Raw genomic sequence first — 23467 nt, forward strand, 5'->3', positions numbered from 1 at the left:
TCACTCTTCCGCCAGGAGGTACAGACAATACGAATAATAATCTTTTTTATCATACACCAACCTTTCACTTGCTTCTTTGAACAATTTCTTGCTCAACGTTTTTTCACCCATCTTCTCCGCCGCCCTGGCAAATACGGCGTAAAAACCTGGCGGGGCATTTTGCAGTGAAATGCTGTCGTTTGCAACATCTACCCAAAGTGGAATAAAGCCCAGCTTATTATAAATATCCAGCATCTTCGCCAAACCTTCCGGAAACGGGGGATTTTCTTCCCACGAGAGATAGAGGAATACACGGATTGCCTCATAACCGAAATACGGTTTTCTTTCATTACAAACAGCTATGTCCCTGCCCTCCAGCATTACCCAGTCTGCAGGCATTTTCAGCGACCCAAAACAAGATTTTGCAACGAGCAGCATGCTGTCTTTGTAAACCTTTTGCCAGAATGCTTCGGCGTCAACCTTTGCAAACGCACGATACGCTGAAAAAATAACATAGGAAGGGTTTACGATAAAACGATTATTCTCCCTTATAAATCCGTGATAACCGGGTAAAAGAAACTGGTGTCCGTTCCACTCCACCGCAAGATTCTCCCGCACACTTCTGATAATTTTCAAGGCGTTATTTTTATAATTATTGTTGGGCCATTCTTCATCGGCTTTGATCAGTGCGTATGCGATGAGAATATCGCCGTCGGTGGCATTATTATAATCGACTACCCCCCAGACGCCGCTCGTTCTCTCTCCCCATTTCCACGCAAACAGATGATCGTTCCTTACCGCAATGTTATCCTGCGTCCACTGCCAAAGCTTATCAAACACGGCCTTATCATTATACTTTACCGCCAGCAACATTCCGTATCCCTGCCCTTCGGAATGACTGATATGCCCATTGTAATAATCGACCACCCTGCCGTCCTGTCCGACAAAATTCGACTTAAATGCTTCCCAAACAACCGGCTGCCGCCCGTATGTCATATTGCATATACCCAGCATAAAAAACACACCTATAATAATGCAACTTAATTTCTTATGCACTTTTCAACCTCCTCTTTCTAAAGCGATATAACAAATAGAAAACGGTTATTCCCAAAAACAGAAAAACAAAAACTAACAGATAAGCATAATACTTACTCATGGAATATATATACGCCTTTACCCGGGATATTTTACCGCCTTTACCGCTGAAATATTTTTTCCCTATATCAAAAGAATAGACCTTGTAATGAGGGGCGGAAGCAAGGTCAACCAATGTAAGATCGCCCTTGCACGCGCCTTCTACCGCAGGTTCTGTCAGCATCTTGCTAAAGGCATACAGCTCTTTCGGAGAAAACGCCGTGACCATCAATATCGTGCGTCCAACCCTGTAGGGGGATTTGAATTGCATTACGGCGCCTTTCGCCTTTCCAAAATCGCTTATTTGCCCACTGAAAGCAAGGGTTTTTTCATCCCGCCAGCTCTTCACCACCGGGTACGGGACGGAAGTATTTTTTGTAAGTTTCAAAGGGGCAAGTTCCTTTAAATCGTCCGGAATGCTTTCGGCGCTTCCCAAAATAATAATCTCACCGTCCCATGCGTCTGGTTTGCGAAAACCCATTTTAATTTCCAGGAGAGGAAATCCGTTTTTTTGAGTGATAGAACCAATGATGTTGAAGGCGGAAGCTATCACGCTGGACGTTGGCTGCGTCATAAAAAGAAACGTTTCGTGTCCGTCAGGCCAGCGGGTAAAAGGAAACCCGTTCAAAAAAAACAGCTCCAGCCTGGGCAATTCAACAAGATGCGGCATTGGCGGAAAAATAAATGTTGAATTATCGAATATGGTGAAGAAGAGATTGTCTATGGGCTTCGGTTCACAATTGCTACTCATTGACGGGGCGAGCATCGGCGCAAAGGAAATAACGTTCGTTCCCGCCCGGAACAAATAGGTAGGGATAGTGAGGTTGTATCCTGCCACAATAGCCCCCAATTCGTTATCAAGGCGAATAGCCCGTATATGTATTCCATTCAACAATACATTCAGAACGGAAAAATTCCTCATGCCGGCGCCATATGCAAAGTGCAGGGAAAGATTTGCATATTGATTTTGCTTCACCAAAAAATCGGGCGGCAGGCGAAAGATGATTTCTTTCGGATTAGGGGATAATCCTTTAAAAGTATACGTTTCAAGGTTAAGGGTTTTAAGGGTATATTTTTTATCGGGAACCAGCATGTGTTTGCCGCTGTACTGTGCAACATCAGGGAGTTCAAACTTCACCGGCGTCATTTCGTCGGTGTCAGGAAAGGGAAAAGACATAATGGCGAACGTTTCCGCGGCCAGTTTCACCTGCTCGGTATGTTCTCCGGTAATTATAATTAAGGCGTGATGAGGGTCGCGTACGAATTTTTCCAGCGGAAGGTGTGTTATTTTCAAAAGGGCGCCGGCACCTTCATTGATTTCAACGCCCTTTTTTCTTAAAAAATCGTAGATAAAATCCTTTTTCCCCAAAAGGATATTGTCCACGTTGGGCTTGATATCTTTACTCACACTGAAAAATACCTGCCGGTAATCATATCGCAGCGCAATTCCGGAAGCCACGATGCCCGCATAATTGATCAACTCCTCGGAAGTAAGTCCCTCAGCAATGAAATTCACCCTGCCGCGAGGAAAGATTTTCGGGTCAAATATAAATTCAGAAATCGCAGATAACCGCAAAGGAACCGGTTTTAAGCGGTATTCCACGCGTAAAATGGATTCGTCAACCTTAATGGTTGTCCAGAGACCGGGAGCGCACGGGTCTTCACATTCATCGGTATAATGCTGCGTAACGGCAAAGCTGATGTTGTTGTAGCCGGTATCCAGTAAAATAGCAGGAATTGCCACCTTTACCTCCCCCTCAGGAACAATGGGGCTTAGCTTGATTTGCGCAATCGGATATCCATTCACTTTCACTACCAGGGTAGACTTGTTTTCCAGCAGAGAAGATGAATTTACATATTGAAAACGCATGACTGCCTTTTCAATTTCCCATCGTTCAGGAACACTGACCGGGATTGTGTATTCAGCGCTAATACATTTTAAATCGATGCTTTTAACAAGGGTATTGGTAAATTTATATAAGGGCACTTCTACTACTGCCGCATGCGCCAGATGTGCCAGGCAGAAGATGGTTGCTATACAGAGAAATAATTGTTTCATTTTGTATGCAATCCCTCAAGCTTCATCTTTTTCAGCCACAATGACTGCATTTTCCCATATATTACAAAAAAACTTTTTTTCAGTACGCTATACAATAATTTCGACGAAAGTGTAACGCAGTCCCTGCTCCCCTTTATACCCATACGCACAATAAAATAGAAGATCCCCCACGGACTTACACGCTTAAACCGCTTCTGCAAAAAATCTTCCCATCTTTGACTGTCGCCATACACATATTTAATCAAACGCAATTGCGCCGCTTTTCCTTTTGCAACAAAATCACATCCGCAGAAAACATACTCTTTCTTTTTTATCTTACGGAATATTCTTGCATCAAATGCATATTTTTCCCCATAAATATCTCTGACGTTTAATACAACATCCTCTTCCGGTTTTATAGGAAACGGCGTTTTCAACTGCACCCCCATCCCTGAATACGAGATATCCTTTATTTCACCCTGCACAATATACTTCATGCGCGGAAAATACACATTGACCTCGCCCCGCGCCCACATGCGATGATGACGGCGTATCTGCCTTCTCTCTACAAACGCACCCAGCGACGCCACAGCGATAAAAAGATTAAACATCGTCCATGACAGGGTAATAAGGATAATATCCCGGTATAATGGGAATTGTATCCACTTTACTATCCCCACAGGAACACACACGGCAATTACCAGTACCATGAGAAGGAATGGAATTGCCTGCCTGGTGAGAACCGTTTCGTCCAGACTCTGTCCTTTCGGGGTAACCTTAAAGGTGGGATGCCGTGGATTTCTGATAACGGAAAATATCACGGGTATAAGGAATATAGACAGCACGCTTTCATATATTTCCGAAAAAAACGGCCATCTGAATTTGCCGTGGAGAAAGTCCGTCACAACAATACACCCAATAACGTGGGGCAATGCATATGCCACTATCTCTGCAAAAGATGCATGGTATACCTTCAATCCGAATAATAAAAATGCCGCAGGGACAATATAAAAAATAAACCTCGAAAACCCAAAAAACCAGAATAGGGAAGCGCTCATATAACAGAGACGCTGATACCATTTCATTCCTTTTGCGAATAAGGGATTCTTCAGTATGAAAATTTGTATCATACCCTGCGCCCAGCGGCTCCTTTGTACAAGCATATCATCAAAGTTCTCAGGCGACAATCCGCATACCATTGGCCTGTCGATATACACGCTATTATAGCCCTTGCTATGTAAAGCAACGGTTGTTTCCGCGTCTTCAGTTATCGTTTCGCCGGCAATTCCCCCAACCTCCATTAAATATTTTCTACGCAAAAGGGCGGCGGAACCGCAGAAATACGAAGCATTCCAGGAATCAAGGCCATGATGGATACCGTGATAAAACATCTCATTCTCGCCGGGGGCTTCGCCAAATATCGCAAGATTTTTTTCAAACGGGTCAGGATTTATGAAAAAATGAGGTGTTTGCACAAGAAAAAGCATTTCATCTTTCAGAAACCATCCTGCCGTATTCCGTAAAATATCCCTTGTGGGTACATGGTCGCAATCCAATATGAGTACAAGCTCAGCGCTTGTGTGCTGCAGGGCATGGTTCAGATTCCCCGCCTTGGCATGCACATTTTGCTGCCGCGTAATATAACTGATACCCAGTTCCTTCGCCATCCTCTTCAGGGAATAATGCCTTTTCCACGCATCCATTCCCTTTTCGGGATGATTCCTTTTGGCGACAGTGCCGCCGTCATCCAGTATATAAACATTAAACTTGTCCTTTGGGTAGTCAATCTGCGTACACGAAAGGGCAGTAGTTCTTATAACATCTTCAGGTTCATGGTAAGTGGGGATAAAAATATCCACCGTGGGATACAGCCGGGAGTCGGCAGGCAAGGGCGCTATCTTGTGGTTAAGCGGCCATATATTGACAAATAAACCGAAAAAGTGAATGGCAACCGCATATGCCTCCGCAAGATAAAGCAAAATGGTTGCCGCATAATCCAATGGCCCCGTGTACACCAAACTCTGGAAAGTACGCCAGAGCAAATACCGCAGGGTAATAAACACAATGATCAGGATGAAGAGGATTCGCAAGGGCGGGCGTTTAAATACCTCTATTTTACCAGCAACTATTATAAAACCTATAAGACCCCAGAATATCCCAAGCTGGTAGTAAATATCCAGATAACATCCCGCCATGAAAATAAAAAAAAATGCCCCCACACCCGCAAAAATACACATCAGATAAAAAATGGATTTTTCGGCATCAAACTTTCCGGTTTTTATTTTTGGCATATTTCCAATAGGAAGCATGGTGTTTATTTACGTTTTACGATTTACGATTTGAGAGAGAGAGAGTAGGGACACGCCATGGCGTGTCTCAAAAGAAACCACAGATTTCACCGATTAAAAAATCGTAACAGTTCACCCCCCCCTGCTGTGGAAAAAACCTTTTCTGTTTATACCTCGTTCTTTATCCAATCATTTTTTGTAATCCCTGCTTGCCTGATTATTCCTGTTAACAGATCAATACTTATTTCTTTCCTGTGAGGATTTGGAATTGTTAGTCTTAAACTGCCCTTTACCATAATAAAGGTGCTTTCCGCCTCCATAAGGACCTTCAAAGCCGAACATTCTTAGTTTCTTCACAAGTTCATTATAAGAAGTGGGAGTAAGTTTAGGCATTTATATACTTACTTCCTCTACTTCTTTAATTTCAGTATTACCAAGTTTTGGCATAGAAAGCCCTTTTCTAATACTAATAAGAATCCAACCCTCTATAACTTCTTTCAAGTTATTTCTGCATTCTTCAAGTGTTTTGCCCGTAGCCCAGACACCGTTAAGCCCATGCACCTCACCATAGTAAGGTTCTTCGTCTTCTATTATCTCATAATGTGCCTTTTTTAATGCCTCGTTTATATATTCAGTAATCATAAGTATTTATCCCCAAAAAGTTCTTTTTCAATCCACAGAGCGCAGACTTCGTAGTGAGCTCAGTCGAACGGTTAACACAGATTTTAACCAAGCTTTTCTCTTCTTTTTAACATTCCTAAACACTTTGGTTTTTTGAAAAATTCCAATAATATAATAACATTGTTTTGCCGCACGGTGTAGAGGCGAAGCATTTGCAATAACTGGCATATATGCGTTCATGCCCAAACATGCAAATGCATCACCCCTACGGTTTCATAAAACTAAATTGTTACCAAAAAAATGTCCTTAAATAAATTCCATATCTCCTGAATACTTTTTTCCGTTTCTTTGGCGGTCATTTTTTGCCTCCTTAACAAACTTATTGAAAAATTATGCCGGAAAACTAATGCGTTATAAAAATACTATTGTTAAACATGATTAAATATGTTAACAGATGAGACTTTCAGACAGCAATAACTTCATGCAATCATTTCATTCTTATCTATCTGAAACAAAATGGGTTCTATAAAAGATACGTGCGTAGCCATTATACCTACCATACACAATATTGCACCATCAAAATCCGTTGAATGTTACCTGCAACAAATGATGCTTGAAGGCTTTGTCATGCCAATGTGCATTGTCGATAATTCCGAAAGCCCTATCTATGAAAAGAACCGCATATACCTTGAAGAAGTAAAGAATCGTCTCAAAGGAAAGATTGCGCTGTATCATTTCGGAAAAGAGGAACAAAAGATGTTTTTTTGTGAACTGGCAAAAAGGGGTATCGACCGTAAATCCATTGAGATATAGTCAAATAAATCTATTTTTCGAAAAACATTACAGGTAGGGGCGAAGCATTTGCCTGCATATAAGAGAGAGACGTAAAATGCTGTACATACGTCAACCCCGCTACGTTGAAGGAATTATGCTGTACGCATGCAAATGCTTCGCCCCCATTTTCCAAAAAGCCAAATTACCGCTAAGGTTCTAAAATCAGATTTGTTTGACTATACTAAAAACTGCCTCGGGGTACGGGGCGTCAAGAAATAAATGCTTTCTCCTCGCAAAGTATTTGGGTGCGGAATCAATATTTTTCTTTGACGACGATACCCGCCCTGATGGCGCCATATTTAAGGCCCACTTTGAAATACTTGGCGGGGAAAAAGGTTCACGAAAAATATCAATCGTGAGCGGGCCGTACACGGGGGTACGAGGCATAAATTTTACCTTTATAGAAAACCGGGAAGACCAATTAAGATTTTTGGCGGCATTGGGTCACCACGGCGAAAGCTCTTTACGCTATCTGAAGCATAAGGATACAGCAACAGAAAATGCGATGGACGAAAACGTTGAACACCATCTTGAAATCGTAAAAAATATACGCGGAGGAAATTTTGTTATTGATAATATTTACGAGGATATCGTTTGCCCAATCATAAAACAAGCGCCAGGCATCGACGATACCTTTGTCGCCCAAAGGGTTATTGAAAAAGGCCGCCAGGTAGTGAAAAGCCGGAAATCCGTTATTCACGAACATTTTAAATATAAAAGCAACAAACACTCCATTCTTGCCTATTTAGAATCATGGGCGCGAACAATTTCATTTGAATCGCTCTACCATGGAATGAATTTTGAAAACACAAAACAACATATTTTACATTACGGAAACACCCTGCTTACCCTTGAAAATAAATACTGCAAATCTATTGGCAAAAAAATACAGGATGAAGAATATATAACCTCCCTTATTCATGAAATTTCCGGAAGCATTAACGATTATCAAAGACTCAAAAAGACATGGAAACACATCATCGATATGTGCAGTAGTGCAGAACTTTTACCTATTGAAAAACTGAAAGTATAGTCAAACCAACTGGGGAAATACGAAATACGAAGTACGAAACAAATCCGAATAACAAAGCATAAAATTCAAAACAAACCCAAAACTTCCCTGTCTGCGTGCGATCACGCACAGGCAGGCAACAATATGAAGCGCGAAATGCGAGATACAAAAGATGCACTTGTTTAGAATTTCAAATCATTTTGTCATTAGAATTTGTTTCGGATTTCGTGTTTCGTGCTTCGGATTTCACAGTTACCGGATTTCACCAGTAAATATTTTGCCAAAAAGCACGCACTGACGAATGGAAGTGTGCAAAGAAATTACTGATAAGGTACTAAACATGGACATAAAACAATACCGGTTAGTTACAAAGGGCGATTTTGACGGTTTGGGATGTGCGATTCTTTTTAAGTCGCTGGGGATAATAGAAGACATCCTCTTCACCCATCCAAAAGAAATCGAAAGTGGAAATATTCAAATCACAAGCAATGATATCATGGCAGGATTACCCTATAGAGAGAAAGCCTATTTGGTATTTGACAATTATCCCGGTAGCATAAAAAACAGCGTTGGCAAAAAGAACAATTTCATTATCGACACCAATACCCCATCAACTACAAGGGTGGTATATAATTATTTCGAGGGAGGGAAAAGTTTTTCTGACATCAGTGATGAGTTGTTATCCGCGGTAGATAAAGGATACACCTCCAACTTCACTACGTATGAAATTCTTTATCCTGCAGGCTGGAATCTTTTGAATTACATAATCGATCAAAGAACCGGCCTTGAAAAATTCGGAAAGTTCCGGTCTTCGCATTACCAGTTGTTGCTTACATTAGTTGACTACTGTAAAAATCACACCATATTGGAAATACTCGGTTTGCCTGAAATGGAGGAAAGGATTGAGATCTATTTTTCCGTTGTCGATCAGTGCAAAGAACAGGTTTTACGACGTGCTTCCATATATCACAATTTAGTGGTAATTGACCTTCGGCATAAAGACGTAATTTATCCCGGCAACAGGTTTATTGTATATGCGTTATATCCGGAATGCAACGTGTCGCTCCATATCCTGTCTGATACCGCTCGTAACAAAACCATCTTTGTGGCGGGGAAATCCATTATCGACAGGTCGTATAAGGCACATATCGGGAAAATAATGTCGTTACATGGCGGAGGTGGCCACGCAAACGCCGGAACATGCCAGGTTTCCAATGAGAATGCGGAAGAGGTGCTGGAGGCATTAATCCGAAAATTACAATACGGCGTCCTCAAAAATCTCATTATGGGCTATTTTTAATAACCGGAACCTGTATAAAAATACTGACTTCCCATTTATAACATATTCATTTATACTATTCGGGGAACTTGTTGTGAGTTTGCAACCTGAACCTCTAATTTAACCTGCGGGAAGAAATGGGTTTTTCTGTAAAAAAAGGAATTTATTGCCTTATAATTAAACTTTCTCAGGAACGGGAAATACCCATAGGCAAATTAGGCACGTTTCATTTTCCGGCGGGTTTTTACGTCTACGTTGGGAGCGCACAAAACAGCCTGCGCCTAAGAATTGAACGGCATTTGCGTCAAACAAAAAACAACCGCTGGCACATTGACTACCTGCTGGATTACGGACAAATCATAACAGTGTATTCTTACGCGAAGGATAAAAGTCTTGAATGTGTACTGGGGCATAAGATTGCCTCTTTACCAAAGGCAATTTTTCCCATAAAAGGTTTTGGTTCATCAGACTGTTCATGCATCACACACCTTTATTTTTTCCCGGATAATCCCTCTGGCGCATTGGCTTCTTTCAAAGGCAAATTTGCCTTGCTGGAATGCAGGCACTATAATACAAATGGAGAAGATGAGAGGTATAGCAAATGATCACTGAAACCCCTATGATACGCCAATATAATGAGATCAAAAAAGATCACAAAGATGCGCTGCTTTTCTTCCGCATGGGCGATTTTTATGAATTATTTTTTGAAGACGCAAAAATTGCCTCAAAGATATTAGGGATTACCCTTACTTCCCGTTCCAAGGGTGAAAATGCGGTTCCTATGGCAGGCATTCCTCATCACGCCTCAGAATCCTATACCCGAAAACTAATCAAAGCAGGTCATAAAGTGGCGATCTGCGAACAACTGCAAGACCCCGGCGAGGCGAAAGGAATTGTTGACCGCGGGGTTATCAGAATCATTACCCCGGGCACGGTTACAGAAGATGCGCTCCTTGATGGTAAAAACAATAATTATTTATTGGCACTGTGGAAGGATAAGGAAATTTTTGGCTTGTCATGGATAGACCTGTCAACCGGAAAATTTGAAATTGAAGATATTCGGGAAGAACGCCTTTTTGACGAATTAGCCCGGTTAAACCCCTCCGAAATAGTGCTGCCCGACGATATTACGGAAAGCAACGCCACCTTCACACAAAGGATAAGAACCGAATGCAATGCCATGATTACACCGCTGCCCGCCTGGGAATTCTCGGAAAGCACCGGCTATCAGGCATTATTGGAACACTTCGGCACACATTCCCTGGAAGGATTCGGATGCCAGGACGCAGGAGTTGCCCTGGGCGCCGCAGGCGCAATATTGCATTACCTGAAAGAGACACAAAAGACGTCGCTCAAACACATCGCCAAAATACAAAAGTACGAAACAAACAACCGGGTGATTATGGACAGGGCGACGCAACAAAGCCTGGAACTAACACAAACTATCCGAAACAAAAACCGCGAGGGATCGCTTCTTGGAGCGCTTGATCAGACAAAAACACCTATGGGCGCAAGATTGCTTAAGGATTGGGTCATAAGCCCGCTGAAAAATCACGATGAGATCAAATATCGCCAGCTTGGGGTAAGAGAATTCACCGAAAAACCGGAGTTGCGAAGAGAAATCATCGCCATCTTACACGATATTTATGATATTGAAAGGATTGCGGCAAAGGTAAGCTGCGGACGTGCAAACGCACGCGACCTCATATCGCTGCAGCAATCTCTCTCAAAATTGCCGGAACTCAAGGAAAAACTGGATTTTTTTATCACCGCTATTATTTCAGACAGAGAAAAGGAGATCGACCCCCTTGATGAATTAAGAACGCTGATAGGCATGGCAATATCACTTGATTCGCCGCATTCTCTCAAAGAAGGCGGTATTATTAAAGAAGGGTATGATGCAGCGCTTGATGAACTACGCTACATATCCAAAAATGGAAAACAATGGATTGCACATTTTCAGGCGGAAGAAATTGCCAGGACAAATATTAATTCCCTTAAGGTAGGATACAACAAGGTTTTTGGGTATTATATTGAAATTACCAACACTCACCGGGAAAATATCCCCCCTGCCTATATCAGAAAACAAACCTTAAAGAATGCCGAGCGGTATATCACGCCGGAGTTAAAAGAGTATGAAACAAAAGTGCTCACCGCGGAAGAACGCGCAAAAGACCTGGAATATGATCTTTTTATTCAATTACGGGACAAGGCGGGCACTTTTACGAAACAGCTCCAGGGCATTTCAGAGGCAATTGCCCAAATTGACGTCCTGTCAACATTGGCTAAGATTGCAGTAGAAAACAGATATGCCATGCCTGAAATTACAGACAGTTTGGAACTCAATATAAACGACGGCTGCCATCCTGTGCTTACTATGGAACTTGATAGAGAAAGGTTTGTGCCTAACGATATAAATTTAGACGGCGTCCAGGATAAGACGATGGTCATAACTGGTCCCAACATGGCTGGAAAAAGCACCTATATCCGCCAAACGGCGCTTCTCGTAATTATGGCGCAAATGGGCAGTTTTATCCCGGCAAAAAATGCGACTATCGGCACTGTAGACCGTATTTTTGCGCGCGTCGGCGCATCCGACGAGCTATCAAAAGGGCAAAGCACCTTCATGGTGGAAATGAATGAAACCGCAAACATCCTGAATAATGCCACAGAACGTAGTCTGATTATCTTAGATGAAGTAGGAAGAGGGACAAGCACTTTTGACGGTATCAGCATTGCATGGGCAATTACAGAATATATTTACCAAAATATCGGGGCACGAACGTTATTTGCCACACATTATCACGAATTAACGGAATTATCGCTGCTCTTCGCCGGCATTAAGAATTTCAATGTCGCGGTGAAGGAATGGGGAGAAGAGATAATCTTCCTGCGAAAAATTGTTGCAGGCGGAACAGATAAAAGCTACGGAATACATGTTGCGCGGCTTGCAGGAATACCGAAGCAGATTATTCAGCGTGCGCGCTCTATTTTGAACAACCTGGAAGCGGCGACCTTAGACATAAACGGCAAACCGAAGTTTGCCCCTTTAAAAACAGACCATGTAAAAAAGCCCCGTCAACGAAAACTCTTTGCCTCAAAGGAAGATTTGGTAATCGATGAAATAAAAAAACTTTCTCTCGATGAAATAGCGCCGGCTGACGCCCTAAATAAACTTGCCGAATTAAAGAAAAGGCTTTATGAAGATGAGTAATGAACAAAAAACGGATAATGAAGTAACAATTTAGCTTTTTGAAAAAGTAGGGGCGAAGCATTTCCCAGTTTGGGTATGTACGCCTTTATGACAATTTACAGCAAGTGCTTCGCCCCTACACTATGCGGCAAACATCGCTATTATTAGATTTTTCGAAAAGCTAAATTGTTGCTAAATAAAAGACATCTCTTGCTTTTTCTCCTTTTTTTAGTACAAATATATGCAATAAAAAGCAACCGTTTTGGCTCTTCGAAAGAAATCCCCGGCGGGTTATAGAAAGATCATCTATGGAAATTCTCAATCCTCACGACAAATTCTTCAAAGAGACGTTTTCCATACGAGAAAATGCAATCGATTTTCTTAGCGGGAGATTTCCGCCGGAAATTTTAAAAAAGCTGGATTTATCCACTTTAACACAGGATAATAGCTCATATATCGACGAGGAACTCAGAGAACATTTTTCAGACATTGTATATACCTGTTTCTGTAAAGAAAAAGAGATCAGGATAACCCTTTTATTTGAGCATAAGAGTTATGCCTTGGCATGTCCATATCTGCAGTTGATGAAATACCTTTTAAAGATATGGGAAGCAAACAGCAAGCAGGCACAAAGGCTCATACCGGTAATTCCGGTGATATTGTATCATGGTAAAGAGGCGTGGAAAGTCAGGAGGTTCAGAGAATATTTTGAAGGGATAGACGAAGTATTCTACAGGTTTATACCGGAGTTTGAATATCTGCTGACGGATATAAGTTGCTATAGTAATGAGGAAATAAAAGACAGGGTCTTCAGAAGGGTATCCCTTCAAATAACCATGTTATTAATGAGGAACATATTTGATGAGAAGTATTTGGAAGATAAGCTAAAGGGTTTCTTCGAAATAGGGATACAATATTTTGAAGAGGATGAAGGGTTAAAGTTTCTGGAAAGTGCAATCAGGTATTTGTACTATGCGTCGGATATAGCGGAAAAACGGGTAATAGATACCCTAAAGGAGATATCGGAAGAAGGAGGTAAATTAAGTATGACAATAGCAGCTAAATTAATAGAAAAAGGCAAAATAGCTGGTAGAGTGGAAGGTAGAGCGGAAGGTGCAATAGAGGGCGAGAGGAAAGGCAGGATAGAAGGCCTAAAAGAAGCGATAGAGATTGGTTTGGAGCTAAAGTATGGCGTTAAAGGTTTAAAGCTTCTGGAACGTATCAGGAAAATAGTAGTGATAGAGAAGCTGGAGGCAATAAAGGAAGCGGTGAAAATAGCGAAGAATATGGAAGAAATTGAAAAACTGCTCTAAAGGGGTTTTTTGAAATAGGGAGGCAGTATTTTGAAGAGGATGAAGGGTTAAAGTTTCTGGAAAGTGTAACAGACTGTTCCTACGTAGCTTATCGGTAATACGTTTTTCAAAAAACTAACGTGTTGCCCGAATTATTTGTTTAAAAAATTTCATACAAGGGAAAACTATGCAATATTCGCCACTCCTTCTTCTTCCAGTAGCAATTTCATTGTCGCTCTATTTATTGCTCTTTTTGTTTATTTTCGCCATTTTATTCATTTTTTTAACGTACGGCAGGCTTTATATAAATGCCATTTCTTCCGGAGCCGCTATCTCCTTTTCGAAAATAATTGGCATGGCCATGAAACGCATCGATGTTAAATCGATGGTAAAATATTGTATTATGGCAAAAAAAGCGGGGATAGATATCGCACCTTCGTCCCTGGAAGCACATTACCTTGCTGGAGGAAATGTTGATCAGGCAGTACACGCCATTATTGCAGCAAGCAAAGCAAATATAGAGCTTAGCTTCGATAATGCCTGTGCTATAGACCTTGCAGGAAGAAATATTTTCGACATAGTCAAGGCCGGTATTTATCCAAGGGAATTTGCCTGTCCGGATCCGGCAAAGGGTTCTTCAACGCTCGACGCAATAACAAAAGATGGTATTCAAATAAAAGTAAAGGTACGCATTACCCTGCGTACCAATATTGAAAAACTGGTGGGGAGCGCTGCGGAAGAAACCATCACTGCAAGGGTGGGGGAAAGCATCATTACCGCTATCGGGTCATCGGACTGTTATCGAAAAGTCCTTGAAAGACCGGATCTCATTTCACTATATGTAATGGAAAAGAAGCTGGACGCCGATACAGCCTTTACCATACTTTCAATTAACATTATCGATATCACTGTTGGTGAAAACATAGGGGCAAAATTGCAATCTGCGCAAACGGAAGTAGATAGAAAAGTAGCGCTTGTGGAAGCGGAAAAAAGGGAAAAGGCCGCCATTGCACGCCAGCAGGAAGCAAAAGCGCTTGCGGAAGAGAGCAGGGTAAAAATACTCACGGCAGAGGCCGAAGTGCCAAAAGCAATTGTGCAGGCATTTCGCGAAGGGAATATGGGCATAATGGATTATTGTCATATAAAAAATATTGAAGCCGATACTGAAATGAAATCAGCGCTTTCAAAACAAGGCACACCCTAAGCTGGCAAAGCCAGAACCAAACAAGCACGAAAACAGTCCTCAGCCTGCAATCTGCAATCTGCCGATTGTAGATTGCAGATTGCCTACTGCAGAAGGGACAATTAAATATTTTGCCAAAAATGTAAAGAAATTACTGTTAAAGTAACACGCATCCAAGAAACGTCATGCGGCATACGTGTTTGTCCTTGATAATGAAAAAAGTTTATGCTAAATTACTCCTCTTATGTAAATATTACTTATTTGAAATTCTTTCATTTTTCGATCTTAAAGTCTCACAAGGACAATGTTAACATTAATTAATTGCTTACACCATAAATGATATTTTCAATCACAGATGAATCAAATCTTTTTCCCCTTTAAAATTATAGGAAACTCCCTCCATAAATTCATCAGAGAATTGGGAAAAATGGGGTGTTTTTTTGCGAACGCCTTGTTTTATATGTTATTCCCCCCTTATCTGTTCAGGCGGATTATCAAACAAATCAATTTCATCGGGGTAAAGACGGTCCTTGTCATCGTCTTAACCGGCACATTTACCGGAATGGTGCTAGCCTTACAGATGTATTACGTATTAATAAAGTTTGGGGCAGAAGCAAGGCTTGGGCCTGCGGTAGCCATGTCATTGATCAAAGAGTTAGGGCCGGTTATTTGCGCATTAATGGTTACCGGACGAGCAGGCTCTGCAATAACAGCGGAAATTGGAATTATGAGGATATCAGAACAAGTAGATGCGCTTGACGCTATGGCTTTAAACCCATACAAATATCTTATCATACCCAATATTATAGCCGGAGTAATATCACTCCCACTCCTGAATGCGATCTTTGTAGTCCTTGGAGTTTTTGGTGGCTATGCGGTCGGCGTAGGGCTTATGGGCGTATCGAGCGGCACCTACTTTGGCGGCATCAACGATTTTGTCGCGGCAAGGGACGTTTTTGAAGGATTTTATAAATCGCTGAGTTTTGGCGTTTTAATAACATGGATATCCTGCTATAAAGGATTTTATACAGGATATGGGGCAGAGGGGGTAAGCAAAGCCACAACGCAGTCCGTGGTAATTTCCTCCGTTGTGATACTTATATGGGATTATTTTATGACATCTTTACTGGTTGCATAGCTTTAAACAAAAAATGATAGAGATCGTCGATTTACACAAAAGCTTTAATGAACACAAAATACTACGTGGAGTCAATTTAAAGATAGAAGACGATCAAATGTTGGCATTGATTGGTGGTAGCGGGACGGGAAAGTCGGTGCTGTTAAAGCACATAATCGGGCTTGCAAAACCTGATAAAGGCAAAGTATTGGTGGATAATCAGGATATTAGCAAATTGAGGAGAAAGGCATTAAAACGTCTGAAAGAGCGATTTGGCGTCGTTTTTCAGGGCGGAGCACTTTTCGACTCTCTTACCGTCTTTGAAAACGTAGCATTTCCCCTCAGAGAAAAGACGAGGATGAAGGCATTGGAGATAAGGGAAACGGTATTCAGGGAACTTGCCAATGTGGGACTTTCCGGTGCTGAAAATAAATACCCGGCAGAAATCAGCGGCGGGATGAAAAAACGTGTTGCCCTTGCGCGGTGCCTGGTAATGCAACCGGAAATAATTTTATTTGATGAACCTACGACAGGACTCGATCCTTTGATCGCAAAAGCAATTCACAATTTGATACGGTCATTACAAAAGAATTTACACTTCACGGCAATTATGGTGACACATGAAATTCCCGAAGTATTTTCTTTCGTTGACCGTGTTGCAATGTTATATAACGGAAAAATCATTGCGGAAGGCACTCCGCAGGAAATACAAGATTCAAAAAACCCTATCGTACACCAGTTTATTCACGGGGAACTGGAAGGCCCTATTTCTATAAAATAATTGTAATGGTTCGTCACAGAGGCACAAAGTGCGCAAAAGTTATTATTTTTAGAAGCTAAAGGTTGCGAATTCTGAAAAACTTTATGATTTTATTGCAGAAGATATCCCTTTTTTGAAATTTTCTATCGTTTTTTCCTTGCGTCCTTTGCGATGGACTGCTGAACTGTCACAAATAATTTATTTATGCCTCTTGTTAACAAAGGTGAAATTTATGAAAAAATTTGATGTCGAAATTGCCGTAGGTATATTTATCTTCTGTGGTATACTTTGCATGGGTTATATCTCGGTAAAGCTTGGCAAGATCAATTTTTTAAGCGATAATTATTATCAGGTGAATGCCATTTTTAGCACGGTAAAAGGACTCAAAAAAAATACTGCCGTGGAAATAGCCGGTGTTGAAGTAGGCAAGGTCGATAACATAGTGCTCGAAAATTACGAAGTAGTGGTATCTATGAAAATCAGAAAAGACATAAAACTACAGGAAGATGCCATTGCCTCTATCCGCACGAAAGGACTTTTAGGCGAAAAATACGTTGAAATTACACCGGGCGGTTCAGACCACATAATAGAACATGGCGGCACCTTGATAGAAACAGAGCCGCCCCTTGATTTAGAAAAGCTTATTGGAAATTTTGTTTTTGGAAAAGTTGGAGATTAATTACATGAAAAATCAAAGAATTGCATTAAATCTGCTTGTTTTCGCATTACTTCTGGCGCCCGTTTCTTCTTTATTGGCAGGCGAAACAGGCGCACTGGTCATGAAATATATCGAAAGTGGGATGGCAATATTAGAAGATGAAACCCTTAAAGGAGAAGATAAAAAAGAGGAACGTAAAGAAAAGTTATGGGCTGAGCTTACCAATATTTTTAATTTTACTGAAATGTCGCAAAGGGCACTCGGGCAATACTGGCAAAAAATCAGCCCCGAAGAAAAAGCAGAATTCATAGGATTGTTTACTAGTATTCTCAAAAATACCTACCTGGGAGAAACAGGCACTTATTCGGCAAAGAAAATTGTTCTGGTCGGGGAAAAGGAAAGAGGGAAATACGCCACAATACAAACAAATTTCATTCTAAATACCGGCAAAGAAGCCGCTGTGGATTTTCGTATGATGAGTAACGACGGTAAATGGAAGATATATGATGTGATTATTGAAGGGGTGAGCCTGGTAAATAATTACCGCAGCCAGTTTAGCAGCATCCTTGTGAAATCACCCTATGCAGAATTAATAAAACGGCTGAAGAAAAAAATCACCGAAGAGTAGACCCCCCTTGTGGCACTAACAGGCAGACTAAACAATTATTTCCCATCAACCTTAACTTCAGGAGCATACAAGTGAAATTCCCCGTTTTATTGTCGTTTATTTTTATACTCACTCTCCCGTTTTTAACTATTTCTTTGAGGATGAAAACCACAATGGCATCTGAAGAATATGCCGCGAAAATTGCACCTAACGATGAATCAAAGACCGAAGGTGACTCTGTTAAAGAGAATACAGATATGCACAAACATGGGGAAGCAGTCGGAGTTGAAATGGAAGTTGTTTTTGCAAAAGAGGCAAACAACACTTCTGAGGAAATTTCATCCGTAGAAAATAATGACGCACCAAAAGAAATCACATTGGAAGCTTTGGATGTTGCTGAAACCGAAGTGCCAGAGGAAACAACAGAAGCAACTGACGCAGAAGAAGAGATTGAATATGAAGACGACTTCGGGGAAGACGAAGAATACCTTCAGATAAAAGATTCAATCGAACCATTTAACCGCGCTATGTTTGTCTTGAATGACAAATTCTATTATTATCTTTTTAAACCCGTATATAAAGGATACAGCTTTGTCGTACCTGAACCTGCAAGAAAGAGTGTGAGAAATTTTTACACTAATTTACAAATGCCGGGGCGCTTTTTCAATTGTCTGTTCCAGGGTAAGGGGAAAGGCGCAGGCACAGAATTGTTGCGTTTTACCATTAACAGCACACTGGGGCTTGCAGGTTTTTTTGATGTGGCAAAGGCCGGATTTGATTTAAAGGAATATGACGAAGACGTTGGGCAGACTCTTGCCAAAGCTAATATGGGAGAAGGCACATACATAGTACTGCCATTTTTCGGGCCATCCAATGTGCGGGATACCGTAGGACTTGCGGGAGATACCCTTCTTAACCCGATAACGTGGGTCACTTACTTCTTTCTTGCGCCCATAGAGGGATTCGGAATTAATGCGTATGATGTCACAAACACCGGTTCTCTGGAAGCGGAAGACGCGTATGAAAAAATAACAAAACCTGCCATCGACCCCTACATTGCACTCCAGGATGCTTATACAAAAAACCGAATCAAAAAGATCAAGGAATAACAGCGAAAAGGAGAAGAAAAATATGGCAAAATTGGAACGGGCGCTTATCAGCGTATCAGATAAAACAGGAATCGTAACGTTTGCAAAAGAATTACAATCGTTAGGCATAGAAATAATTTCCACCGGAGGTACCTGTAAATTACTGAAGGAAAACGGCATTGCCGTAATTGAAATCTCAGAATATACAGGGTTCCCGGAGATTATGGACGGCCGTGTGAAAACACTGCATCCGAAGGTGCATGGAGGACTCCTGGCATTAAGGAATAATGACTCCCACAAAAAACAAATGAAAGAACTGGGGATAAAACCCATCGATATGGTGGTGGTAAATCTGTATCCTTTTGAAAAAACAATTGCAAAAGAAGGCGTTTCCATGGAAGAAGCCATAGAAAATATTGATATCGGAGGGCCTTCCATGATACGCTCTGCCTCTAAAAATTACAGGGATGTCATCGTCATTGTCAACCCAAAGCGTTATGAATTTATTATCGGGGAACTACAGGCAGGGCATAACGATATTTCTGAAAAAATGCGCTTTGAACTGGCCGTTGAAGCATTCAGAACAACAGGACGCTATGACAGAGTCATTGCAAATTACTTCGACAGTCTTGGGGAAGAAAAAGGCGGGTATCCAACGGCGCTGTCCCTTGATTATATTAAACGTCAGTCATTGCGTTATGGTGAAAACCCGCATCAATCGGCAGCTTTTTATGCAGAAGAAAATATAAACGAACCATGCGTCTCCAATGCGCAGCAATTGTGCGGAAAAGAGCTTTCATACAATAATATAATAGACCTTCACGCAGCATTGGAATTAGTAAGAGAATTTGAAAAACCGTCCGCCATCGTAATAAAACATACCAATCCCTGCGGCGCAGCTTCAGCAAATACACTGGCGGCAGCATTTACAAAGGCATATAACGGAGACCCTGTTTCCGCATTCGGATGTATCCTGGGATTAAACAAAAACGTAGATGCGGCAACCGCTGAGGCAATTACCGGACCGGGGCATTTTGTTGAAGCAATAATAGCTCCCGATTACGATCCGCAAGCCATTGAAATACTTACAACAAAAAGAAAATGGGGGAACAGTTTAAGGCTTTTAAAGACAGGTCCCCTTTCGGCAAAGACGAGAGACGCAAGGATTCAGGAAATAAAAGGCGTTGGCGGAGGCGTCCTTTTGCAAAGCAGGGACATCTCCCTCTATGAACCTGAAAATCTTAAAACAGTTTCGAAAAAGCAGCCTTCCGAACAAGAAATGGCTGATCTTCGTTTCGCGTTTACTATCTGCAAACATGTTAAATCAAACTGCATTGTTTTGGCAAAAGACGAAGCGGTTGTGGGAGTCGGTGCAGGGCAAATGAGCAGAATTGATTCTACGGAAATTTCCATAAAAAAGGCCGGCGAAAGAACGAAAGGCGCCGTGATGGCATCCGATGCCTTTTTCCCCTTCAGGGACTGCGTTGATGTTGCTGCAAAGGCAGGAATAACCGCCATCATTCAACCAGGAGGTTCTAACAGGGATGATGAATCAATTGCCGCATCTGATGAACACGGAATCTGCATGGTACTTACCGGACAACGGCATTTCAAACATTAGAAACCCATACAAAAGCCGGCAGTCCATAATCGACAGTCTGCCATCGGCAGTCAGCAGAATGATGAAATTAGAAGCACGAAATACGAAAGAAGCACTTGTTTAGAATTTCAAATCATTTTGTCATTCGAATTTGTTTCGTATCTCGTACTTCGAATTTCGTATTTTTTATCTCGTGCTTGTTTTATTCTGGCTACGCCAGCTTAAGTATCATAAGGTGAGTACATGAGGATAAAAATCTGTGGGATCACAAACATCAAAGACGCGGAGACTGCAGTGGAATACGGTGCAGATGCACTGGGATTTGTCTTTGCAATAAGCCCCCGTCAGGTAACAAAGGAACAAGCAAGGGATATTGTTGCAGCATTGCCTCCCTTCGTTTCCCTTGTAGGAGTGTTTGCTGACGAGCAAGCCGATAAGATCAGGGGGATTTGTAATTTCTGCGGCATACACACCGTGCAGCTTCACGGCAACGAATCCCCCCCCTATTTAAACGATTTAAAGGGATACAAGATTATAAAGGCATTCCGGGTTAAGGATGAAAATGACTTAAAACAACTGGCTAATTACAAACCTCACGCCTTTTTACTGGATAGCTATATAAAAGGAGTTATGGGAGGCACCGGAAAAACGTTTAATTGGGAAATTGCCAAACAGGCGTGTAAATACGGAACTATTATTTTATCGGGTGGGTTGACTCCCGATAATGTAAAGGAAGCAATTCGCATTGTCTCCCCCTATGCAGTGGACGTGTCTTCCGGGGTAGAATCCTCTCCGGGAACAAAAAACGCATCTCTCATAAAGGAATTTATAACAAATGCGAAGTGGCAGTAAACCACCCCTTTTATTTCCTGCCCAGCAGCCACATTATGATAGAAAGAACAATGCTGATAATAATACACGTAGTGAGGGGAAAATAAAAACTGAAATTCTTCTTTTGCACGGCAATATCTCCGGGAAGCCTTCCTAAAAACGGAATTTTGTTTACAAACAAAAACAAGGCGCCGGCAATAATCAGGATAATGCCTGTTATTATCAGAACCTTTCCAAACGAACCAAATTCGCCCATAATACCCCCCCCTTCCCAATCCAAAAAAACATTATTAACGATTATATTATAAACCACTGAGAATGCAACCGCCCGAAGCATCCCGCAAAAACACTCACTATTATAATTATTATTTGCAAACTATTTCTTGCCCGATTGCCGGATACTTTGTACAATGCGACGGAATAGTATACGAGAAGAGGAATTTTTGACGATTATGAAAGAAACCACCTGCGAAAAATGGATGTGCCTTGCCATAAACAAGGCAAAAGAAGGAATCCTTGACGGCCAAACGCCTTTTGGCGCATGCATAATTAAAAACAATCGGCTAATAAGCTGTGTCCATAACCATGTATGGAAGAATACAGACATTACCGCCCACGCTGAAATTATCGCAATCAGAGAAGCCTGCAAAATATTAAACACGGTAGACTTATCCGGCTGCACAATATATTCCACCTGCGAACCCTGTCCCATGTGTTTTTCTGCGTGCCACTGGGCAAGGATAGCAAAAATTGTGTACGGCGCCAGCATTAAAGATGCGTTAGCAATTGGATTTAATGAACTTTCAATTTCCAACGAAGCCATGAAAAAAAACGGCGGAAGCCCTGTTGAAATAAAAGGGAACGTTCTCCCGAAAGAAAATATTGCGCTTTTCGCCTTGTGGCTTAAACAACAGAATAGAAGAATTTATTAAACGCAACAATTCGGTTTTTTGAGCATAGTTTCAGGACAGGAGAAAACAGCATATGGATCGTTTTATGCGCACCGCAATAGAAGAAGCAAAGCAGGGATTGCTGGAAGGAGGCATACCCATCGGTTCCGTTTTGGTAAAGGACGGGGAAATTATTGGCAGGGGACACAATAAGCGCGTGCAGGAAAACAACCCTATAGCGCACGCGGAAATTGATTGCCTTGTCAATTCAGGAAGGGTAGGGAAATACAGTGGTACAACACTTTATTCCACCCTCATGCCCTGCTACCTTTGTGCCGGAGCAATTGTACAATTCCGCATAAAAAAAATCGTTGTAGGAGAATCGGAAACCTTTAGCGGCGCAAAAGAATTTATGGAACTGCATGGGGTAGAAATCATTGATTTAAACATTGAAGAGTGTAAACAGTTAATGAAAGATTTTATACAAAACAATCCTGAACTGTGGAATGAAGATATCGGAGAGCTTCAGTAGAAACAAATAATATAAAACTGCCGGAGAATCAAATTTCCACTAACACGCTAGATATGGGTGCATTCCCGATTTTTTGTAACCGTTCATGAGGTTAGGACGAAACAACCCTGACAGGGATTCAAACCCTGTCAGGGTTAATATTCTGCAATGTTTCACCGAAACCAGCGGAAGTCACAAAAAATCAGGAATGCCCTCTGAGGTATCTATGATATCTATTTGGAGCAAGATTAAGGCGATAGGCTGGTTAATGCTTGCACAATTTCACGTGCTATTTACTTTACTTAAAAAACTCAATAATCGTAACGCTTTAGTTTTTTTAAAAATTCTAATAATAGCGCTGTTTACCGCATAGTGTAGGGACGAAACATTTGCCCGTTTGGGTATGAATGCATTTATGACAATTTGCAGCAAATACTTCGCCTATATTTTTTCAAAAAACTAAAGTGTTACCTATAATCATTTTTTTAAAGTGGCAAGTTTATTCGGCAACAAATTGTTACCGATCATTGCATAAAAACAATTTTTTCGCAT

General features: G+C 41.4%; 22 protein-coding genes. 16 read left to right on the forward strand and 6 right to left on the reverse strand.

Annotated features, from left to right (window positions below; all coding sequences use genetic code 11):
* The 5 genes from KSMBR1_RS03685 to KSMBR1_RS03705 form a co-directional block, all read right to left on the reverse strand.
* Window positions 1–1035 carry a family 8 glycosyl hydrolase gene (locus tag KSMBR1_RS03685; RefSeq protein ID WP_099324118.1) on the reverse strand — a complete coding sequence of 345 codons (1035 nt, stop codon included), beginning with the start codon at window positions 1033–1035 and terminating at the stop codon, window positions 1–3.
* Window positions 1028–3172, reverse strand: a complete 2145-nt coding sequence (locus tag KSMBR1_RS03690) for a cellulose biosynthesis cyclic di-GMP-binding regulatory protein BcsB (RefSeq protein WP_099324119.1) — start codon at window positions 3170–3172, stop codon at window positions 1028–1030. Before KSMBR1_RS03690 ends, KSMBR1_RS03685 begins: the two co-directional genes overlap by 8 nt.
* Window positions 3169–5442 (reverse strand): UDP-forming cellulose synthase catalytic subunit, encoded by a 2274-nt coding sequence (gene bcsA / locus KSMBR1_RS03695; protein WP_157820365.1) that lies wholly within the window; start codon window positions 5440–5442, stop codon window positions 3169–3171. Before bcsA ends, KSMBR1_RS03690 begins: the two co-directional genes overlap by 4 nt.
* A gap of 164 nt (window positions 5443–5606) precedes the next feature.
* Window positions 5607–5771, reverse strand: coding sequence for a type II toxin-antitoxin system HicA family toxin (locus tag KSMBR1_RS03700; RefSeq protein WP_197705321.1), 165 nt, complete (start codon window positions 5769–5771; stop codon window positions 5607–5609).
* 61 nt (window positions 5772–5832) lie between these two features.
* Window positions 5833–6081: a type II toxin-antitoxin system HicB family antitoxin gene (locus KSMBR1_RS03705; protein WP_099324121.1), complete on the reverse strand. Its 249-nt coding sequence runs from the start codon at window positions 6079–6081 to the stop codon at window positions 5833–5835.
* 495 nt (window positions 6082–6576) lie between these two features.
* Here KSMBR1_RS03705 and KSMBR1_RS03710 point away from each other — a divergent pair, with 495 nt between their 5' ends.
* The 14 genes from KSMBR1_RS03710 to KSMBR1_RS03775 all read left to right on the forward strand — a co-directional run bounded on the left by KSMBR1_RS03710 (window position 6577) and on the right by KSMBR1_RS03775 (window position 21535).
* Entirely contained in the window at window positions 6577–6873 is a 297-nt protein-coding gene (locus tag KSMBR1_RS03710) for a hypothetical protein (RefSeq protein ID WP_099324122.1), read from the forward strand.
* A gap of 193 nt (window positions 6874–7066) precedes the next feature.
* Window positions 7067–7927: a hypothetical protein gene (locus tag KSMBR1_RS03715; protein ID WP_157820366.1), complete on the forward strand. Its 861-nt coding sequence runs from the start codon at window positions 7067–7069 to the stop codon at window positions 7925–7927.
* A gap of 280 nt (window positions 7928–8207) precedes the next feature.
* Entirely contained in the window at window positions 8208–9206 is a 999-nt protein-coding gene (locus KSMBR1_RS03720; protein WP_197705322.1) for a hypothetical protein, read from the forward strand.
* A gap of 116 nt (window positions 9207–9322) precedes the next feature.
* A complete protein-coding gene (locus tag KSMBR1_RS03725; RefSeq protein WP_099324124.1) occupies window positions 9323–9790 on the forward strand; it encodes a GIY-YIG nuclease family protein in 468 nt (155 codons plus the stop codon).
* Window positions 9787–12399, forward strand: coding sequence for a DNA mismatch repair protein MutS (gene mutS / locus KSMBR1_RS03730; RefSeq protein ID WP_230408037.1), 2613 nt, complete (start codon window positions 9787–9789; stop codon window positions 12397–12399). The genes KSMBR1_RS03725 and mutS overlap by 4 nt, the downstream gene beginning before the upstream one ends.
* Window positions 12400–12686: 287 nt before the next feature.
* On the forward strand, window positions 12687–13691 hold the full coding sequence (locus tag KSMBR1_RS03735; RefSeq protein WP_099324125.1) for an Rpn family recombination-promoting nuclease/putative transposase: 1005 nt from the start codon (window positions 12687–12689) through the stop codon (window positions 13689–13691).
* Window positions 13692–13857: 166 nt separating this feature from the next.
* Entirely contained in the window at window positions 13858–14874 is a 1017-nt protein-coding gene (gene floA / locus KSMBR1_RS03740; RefSeq protein ID WP_099324126.1) for a flotillin-like protein FloA, read from the forward strand.
* Between the two features lie 334 nt (window positions 14875–15208).
* Entirely contained in the window at window positions 15209–15991 is a 783-nt protein-coding gene (locus tag KSMBR1_RS03745; protein ID WP_099324127.1) for an MlaE family ABC transporter permease, read from the forward strand.
* A 13-nt stretch (window positions 15992–16004) separates the two neighbouring features.
* Window positions 16005–16751 (forward strand): ABC transporter ATP-binding protein, encoded by a 747-nt coding sequence (locus KSMBR1_RS03750; RefSeq protein WP_099324128.1) that lies wholly within the window; start codon window positions 16005–16007, stop codon window positions 16749–16751.
* A 211-nt stretch (window positions 16752–16962) separates the two neighbouring features.
* Window positions 16963–17409 carry an outer membrane lipid asymmetry maintenance protein MlaD gene (gene mlaD, locus KSMBR1_RS03755; RefSeq protein ID WP_099326965.1) on the forward strand — a complete coding sequence of 149 codons (447 nt, stop codon included), beginning with the start codon at window positions 16963–16965 and terminating at the stop codon, window positions 17407–17409.
* Between the two features lie 4 nt (window positions 17410–17413).
* Window positions 17414–18016 (forward strand): MlaC/ttg2D family ABC transporter substrate-binding protein, encoded by a 603-nt coding sequence (locus tag KSMBR1_RS03760; protein WP_099326966.1) that lies wholly within the window; start codon window positions 17414–17416, stop codon window positions 18014–18016.
* Between the two features lie 152 nt (window positions 18017–18168).
* Entirely contained in the window at window positions 18169–19104 is a 936-nt protein-coding gene (locus KSMBR1_RS03765) for an MlaA family lipoprotein (protein ID WP_157820367.1), read from the forward strand.
* A 22-nt stretch (window positions 19105–19126) separates the two neighbouring features.
* Complete coding sequence (purH, locus tag KSMBR1_RS03770; RefSeq protein WP_099326967.1) at window positions 19127–20704, forward strand: bifunctional phosphoribosylaminoimidazolecarboxamide formyltransferase/IMP cyclohydrolase; 1578 nt, start codon at window positions 19127–19129, stop codon at window positions 20702–20704.
* Window positions 20705–20926: 222 nt separating this feature from the next.
* Window positions 20927–21535 carry a phosphoribosylanthranilate isomerase gene (locus tag KSMBR1_RS03775; protein WP_099324130.1) on the forward strand — a complete coding sequence of 203 codons (609 nt, stop codon included), beginning with the start codon at window positions 20927–20929 and terminating at the stop codon, window positions 21533–21535.
* 10 nt (window positions 21536–21545) lie between these two features.
* Here KSMBR1_RS03775 and KSMBR1_RS03780 read toward each other — a convergent pair whose 3' ends face one another.
* Window positions 21546–21770: a DUF2905 domain-containing protein gene (locus tag KSMBR1_RS03780; protein WP_099326968.1), complete on the reverse strand. Its 225-nt coding sequence runs from the start codon at window positions 21768–21770 to the stop codon at window positions 21546–21548.
* A 196-nt stretch (window positions 21771–21966) separates the two neighbouring features.
* Here KSMBR1_RS03780 and KSMBR1_RS03785 point away from each other — a divergent pair, with 196 nt between their 5' ends.
* Complete coding sequence (locus KSMBR1_RS03785; protein ID WP_230408068.1) at window positions 21967–22446, forward strand: nucleoside deaminase; 480 nt, start codon at window positions 21967–21969, stop codon at window positions 22444–22446.
* Between the two features lie 52 nt (window positions 22447–22498).
* A complete protein-coding gene (locus KSMBR1_RS03790) occupies window positions 22499–22936 on the forward strand; it encodes a nucleoside deaminase (protein ID WP_099324131.1) in 438 nt (145 codons plus the stop codon).
* Window positions 22937–23467 lie beyond the last annotated feature (531 nt).

The organism is Candidatus Kuenenia stuttgartiensis, from assembly GCF_900232105.1.
Lineage (GTDB): Bacteria > Planctomycetota > Brocadiia > Brocadiales > Brocadiaceae > Kuenenia > Kuenenia stuttgartiensis_A.

Bases quoted from the DNA above. Each gene is read 5' to 3' on its own strand.
- KSMBR1_RS03750 (WP_099324128.1), top strand. From the start codon at position 16,005: ATGATAGAGATCGTCGATTTACACAAAAGCTTTAATGAACACAAAATA.
- KSMBR1_RS03725 (WP_099324124.1), top strand. From the start codon at position 9,323: ATGGGTTTTTCTGTAAAAAAAGGAATTTATTGCCTTATAATTAAACTT.
- KSMBR1_RS03720 (WP_197705322.1), top strand. From the start codon at position 8,208: ATGGAAGTGTGCAAAGAAATTACTGATAAGGTACTAAACATGGACATA.
- KSMBR1_RS03765 (WP_157820367.1), top strand. From the start codon at position 18,169: ATGGCATCTGAAGAATATGCCGCGAAAATTGCACCTAACGATGAATCA.
- KSMBR1_RS03745 (WP_099324127.1), top strand. From the start codon at position 15,209: ATGAATCAAATCTTTTTCCCCTTTAAAATTATAGGAAACTCCCTCCAT.
- KSMBR1_RS03785 (WP_230408068.1), top strand. From the start codon at position 21,967: ATGAAAGAAACCACCTGCGAAAAATGGATGTGCCTTGCCATAAACAAG.
- KSMBR1_RS03690 (WP_099324119.1), bottom strand. From the start codon at position 3,172: ATGAAACAATTATTTCTCTGTATAGCAACCATCTTCTGCCTGGCACAT.
- mlaD (WP_099326965.1), top strand. From the start codon at position 16,963: ATGAAAAAATTTGATGTCGAAATTGCCGTAGGTATATTTATCTTCTGT.
- KSMBR1_RS03735 (WP_099324125.1), top strand. From the start codon at position 12,687: ATGGAAATTCTCAATCCTCACGACAAATTCTTCAAAGAGACGTTTTCC.
- KSMBR1_RS03710 (WP_099324122.1), top strand. From the start codon at position 6,577: ATGGGTTCTATAAAAGATACGTGCGTAGCCATTATACCTACCATACAC.
- KSMBR1_RS03705 (WP_099324121.1), bottom strand. From the start codon at position 6,081: ATGATTACTGAATATATAAACGAGGCATTAAAAAAGGCACATTATGAG.
- KSMBR1_RS03780 (WP_099326968.1), bottom strand. From the start codon at position 21,770: ATGGGCGAATTTGGTTCGTTTGGAAAGGTTCTGATAATAACAGGCATT.
- mutS (WP_230408037.1), top strand. From the start codon at position 9,787: ATGATCACTGAAACCCCTATGATACGCCAATATAATGAGATCAAAAAA.
- floA (WP_099324126.1), top strand. From the start codon at position 13,858: ATGCAATATTCGCCACTCCTTCTTCTTCCAGTAGCAATTTCATTGTCG.
- purH (WP_099326967.1), top strand. From the start codon at position 19,127: ATGGCAAAATTGGAACGGGCGCTTATCAGCGTATCAGATAAAACAGGA.
- KSMBR1_RS03790 (WP_099324131.1), top strand. From the start codon at position 22,499: ATGGATCGTTTTATGCGCACCGCAATAGAAGAAGCAAAGCAGGGATTG.
- bcsA (WP_157820365.1), bottom strand. From the start codon at position 5,442: ATGCCAAAAATAAAAACCGGAAAGTTTGATGCCGAAAAATCCATTTTT.
- KSMBR1_RS03775 (WP_099324130.1), top strand. From the start codon at position 20,927: ATGAGGATAAAAATCTGTGGGATCACAAACATCAAAGACGCGGAGACT.
- KSMBR1_RS03760 (WP_099326966.1), top strand. From the start codon at position 17,414: ATGAAAAATCAAAGAATTGCATTAAATCTGCTTGTTTTCGCATTACTT.